This is a genomic window from Actinocrinis sp. (assembly GCF_035938995.1).
Taxonomy (GTDB): domain Bacteria; phylum Actinomycetota; class Actinomycetes; order Streptomycetales; family Catenulisporaceae; genus DASZGI01.
This window is the reverse complement of sequence record NZ_DASZGI010000415.1, coordinates 1-3,221: the sequence shown is the minus strand read 5'-3', so window position 1 is coordinate 3,221 and position 3,221 is coordinate 1. Positions and strand designations below refer to the sequence as shown.

The 3,221-nt window shown below is 67.2% G+C and carries 2 protein-coding genes; one reads left to right on the top strand and one right to left on the bottom strand.

The annotated features are described in order from the left end of the window. A partial coding sequence (locus VGZ32_RS28020) for a glycoside hydrolase family 76 protein (RefSeq protein ID WP_326889240.1) occupies positions 1-908 on the top strand: 908 nt, incomplete at its 5' end. Positions 909-1,441: 533 nt separating this feature from the next. Here the strand turns inward: VGZ32_RS28020 and VGZ32_RS28015 are convergent. After that, positions 1,442-3,221, bottom strand: a 1,780-nt coding sequence (locus VGZ32_RS28015; RefSeq protein WP_326889239.1) for a ricin-type beta-trefoil lectin domain protein, incomplete at its 5' end; no start/stop codon positions are given.

The window sequence follows — 3,221 nt, the reverse complement described above, 5'->3', positions numbered from 1 at the left end:
TCACCGGAAGCTGGTCGAACCCGCTTGGCTGGCAGGACGCACAGGCGTTGACGACATTGATCGATTACATCCAGCGGACCGGCGACTCGACTTACGCCTATGCGATTTCCATTCTCTATGGCGACAACAAATCATCGAACTTCACCGACGGCTACATGGACGACGCCGGTTGGTGGGGCATGGCGTGGCTGCGCGCCTACCAGTACACAGGCGATACCTCGTACCTCCAGGCCGCCGAGTACGACGCCAACTACATGAGCCAGTACTGGGACAGTACGTGCGGCGGCGGTGTGTGGTGGTCAACCGCACTGACCGCCAAGAATGCCATCGCGAACGAGCTCTACCTCGAATTGAACGGGGCCTTGCACAACGCGCTGTCCGGCGAGACCACCTACCTGAGCCGAGCACGGCAGGAATGGGCCTGGTTCGCACAGAGCGGTCTGATCAACTCCAGCCATTTGATCAACGACGGCCTGAACCTCTCGACCTGCCGGAACAACGGCGCCCCTACCTACACCTACAACCAGGGCGTGATCCTTGCCGGGCTGGGCCAGTTGTACCGAGCGACCGGCGACACGTCCCTCATCTCGACCGGTGACGCCATCGCGACCGCCGCCACCACGGTCCTGACGGCCCACGGCATCCTCGTCGACCCGTGCGAGCCGAACGGGTGCGCCTCCGACGGATACTCCTTCAAGGGGATCTTCGTACGCGATCTCAACGAATTCGCGCACGTCACCGGCACGACCGCGTACGGCAGCTTCCTGAGCAACCAGGCGGCGTCCATCCTCGCGAAGGACACGGACGGCGACGGCCAATCCGGTTTGTACTGGGCCGGCCCGCTCAACAGCGTCAACTATCCCAACCAACAGTCGGCCACCGACGCCCTGATCGCGGCGATGGGCTGACCATCTCCGCCAACTGAGCCAGTGACGGGTTCCACGTGGAACCCGTCACTGGCTGTTCCCGCGATTGCTGGCTCGGCAGGAGACATGCGTCATCGTTGCAGCGTGCCTCGAGGCGATCCGCCGAGCGGCGAGGACCACGACGCTGCCGAGCGAGCGGCGACAGAGCCGTGACCGGGCGGTGTCCGCCCGGTCACGGGGGCCACCAGGGGGACGTATGCCCGGGACAAGCCGACGCCGGCCCGGCAGCAGATCCCTGATCGCCTGGAGGTCCTTCTCGTTGGAGGTTGCGAGTGCTGAATGCTGCGTCCACGCAGGTGGCTGGCTCGGGGATTGAACCAGAGTCGATCGATCACCGGGCTGTGGGGACTGCATGCAGCGGCCTGCGGCGGTCTTGTCGGGCATGGAGATCGACGAAGACCGGGTAGGACGAGGTGAGTCAGCGCCCAGATGTGGTCTGGGAAGTCATGAGGTTGTCGGGCTTTGAGGGAGGCCGGAGTGCGGGAGTGCGTTGTTGCGGGGAGCGAGCGCGGCGCTCAGGATCCCAGAGTGAATATCTGCGCCGCGGAGGTGTTGCAGTCATAGATCTGCAGCAGGTCGCCCACGGTACCCGCGTTGTTGGGGTCGTCGAGGCAGCGGCCTGATTGCGGATTGAGCAGGCTGCCGTTGGCTTGGGTCACCCACGTCTGCGAGCCGGTGCCGTTGCAATCCCACAGCTGCACTGCCGTGTTGTTAGCAGTGTTGCCGTGCGCCACGTCCAGGCACTTGCCCAGCGCGTGCAGGGTCAGGTCGCCCGGCGCGGACCAGCGCTGCGCGTCGCTGCCGTTACAGGTATAGAGCTGGACGGCGGTGCCGGATGAGGGATCGGCATTGGCCACGTCCGCGCACAGGCCCGCCGGACCGCTGATCCGGTTCGGCGGGAACTTCCACACCTGGCCGGCGGATCCCGCGCAGTCGGCAAGTTGGAGCTGGACTCCGCCGGCGCCGGCCGGGGCCGTGAGGCAGCGCCCTGACTCGGGATTCACCAGCTCACCGTTGGACTGAAGCGTCCAGTGCTGAGCCCCGCTGCTGTTGCATGTGTAGACCTGGACCGGCGTGCCGTTCGCGGTACCCGCGCCGGCCGCGTCCAGGCAGGAGCCGAGCAGTCCCACTGCGCCACCGGTCGGCGGGGTGACCTGCTGCCCGGCCGCGTGGTTGCACGCGTCCAGCTCGACCGGGGTCCGGTCGGCCGAGGACCCGCCGCGTGCGGCGAGGCAGAGTCCGCCCGCGCCCAGCGCTTCTCCGCTGACGGGGTTGCCCGCTGCGGTCCCGAGCAGCGTGAGTGCGTGGCTCGTGCCGACCGGCAGGCTGGCCGTGGTCACCGTGACCGTACGCGAGTTGACGTTGTAGGACCAGGCGGTTTCCGGTAGTTGGACTCCGTCGAGGGTGACGGCGGTCGGCGCGCTCGTGTTGGAGAGCCTCAGGGTGTACGCGCGGGCGGTGGCGGCGCCGGGGTACGAGCCGGTGGTGGCGCCCAGCGTGAGAGTCCTGGTCGCGTCTTGCCACGTGAGCGGCGTGCTGGTGGACTGCCCTGCCTGATAGCCGGTGCCCTCGCCGGCGTCCTGGTAGAGCGAGAAGCTGCCGTCTGCCCCGGCTGCGACGTTGACTGTGAGCTGAGTGAGCGGTTGCTGCTGCTGGTTGTCCACGTAGTCGGTGCGGGTGGTCATGATGCCGCCCGCCTTGATCAGGACCGGCATCGCGCTGAGCGGGTCGGTGATCGTCACAGTGCTCGGGCCGGTGTAGGTCGTCCCGCTGAAGTAGTCGGTCCACGTCCCAGGCGGGATCCATGCGGTGACCGAGCCGTTGCCGGACGCATCGTCCGGGGTGGTGATCGGTGCGACTAGGACGTTGTCGCCGTAAAGGTATTCCTGCGGGTTCGTGTACGCGGCGTCCTGGCTCGGGTAGTCCAGGTACAGCGGCCGGGTGATCGGCACGCCGGTCGCGTTCGCCTGCGCCGCCAAGGTGTAGGTGTAGGGCACCAGGGCTTCGCGCAGCCGCAGGAACCGCTCCGCGCTGGCCTGCGCCGCGCCGGTGTAGTTCCACGGCAGCCGGTCGCCGTGGTCGGAGTGCATCCGGTCGACCGGCTGGAATGTGCCGAGCTGCATCCATCGCGCGTACATGTCGTCGGCCAGGTGACCGCCGTGGAAGCTGCCGATGTCGTTGCTGATGTTGCTCAGACCCGCCGCGGCCTCGTCCGGCGCGAATCTGGCCTCGAAGGCGAGCATGGGCCAGGTCGCGGGCGTGTCACCGGTGAACTGCATCGTGTTGCGCCGTTCC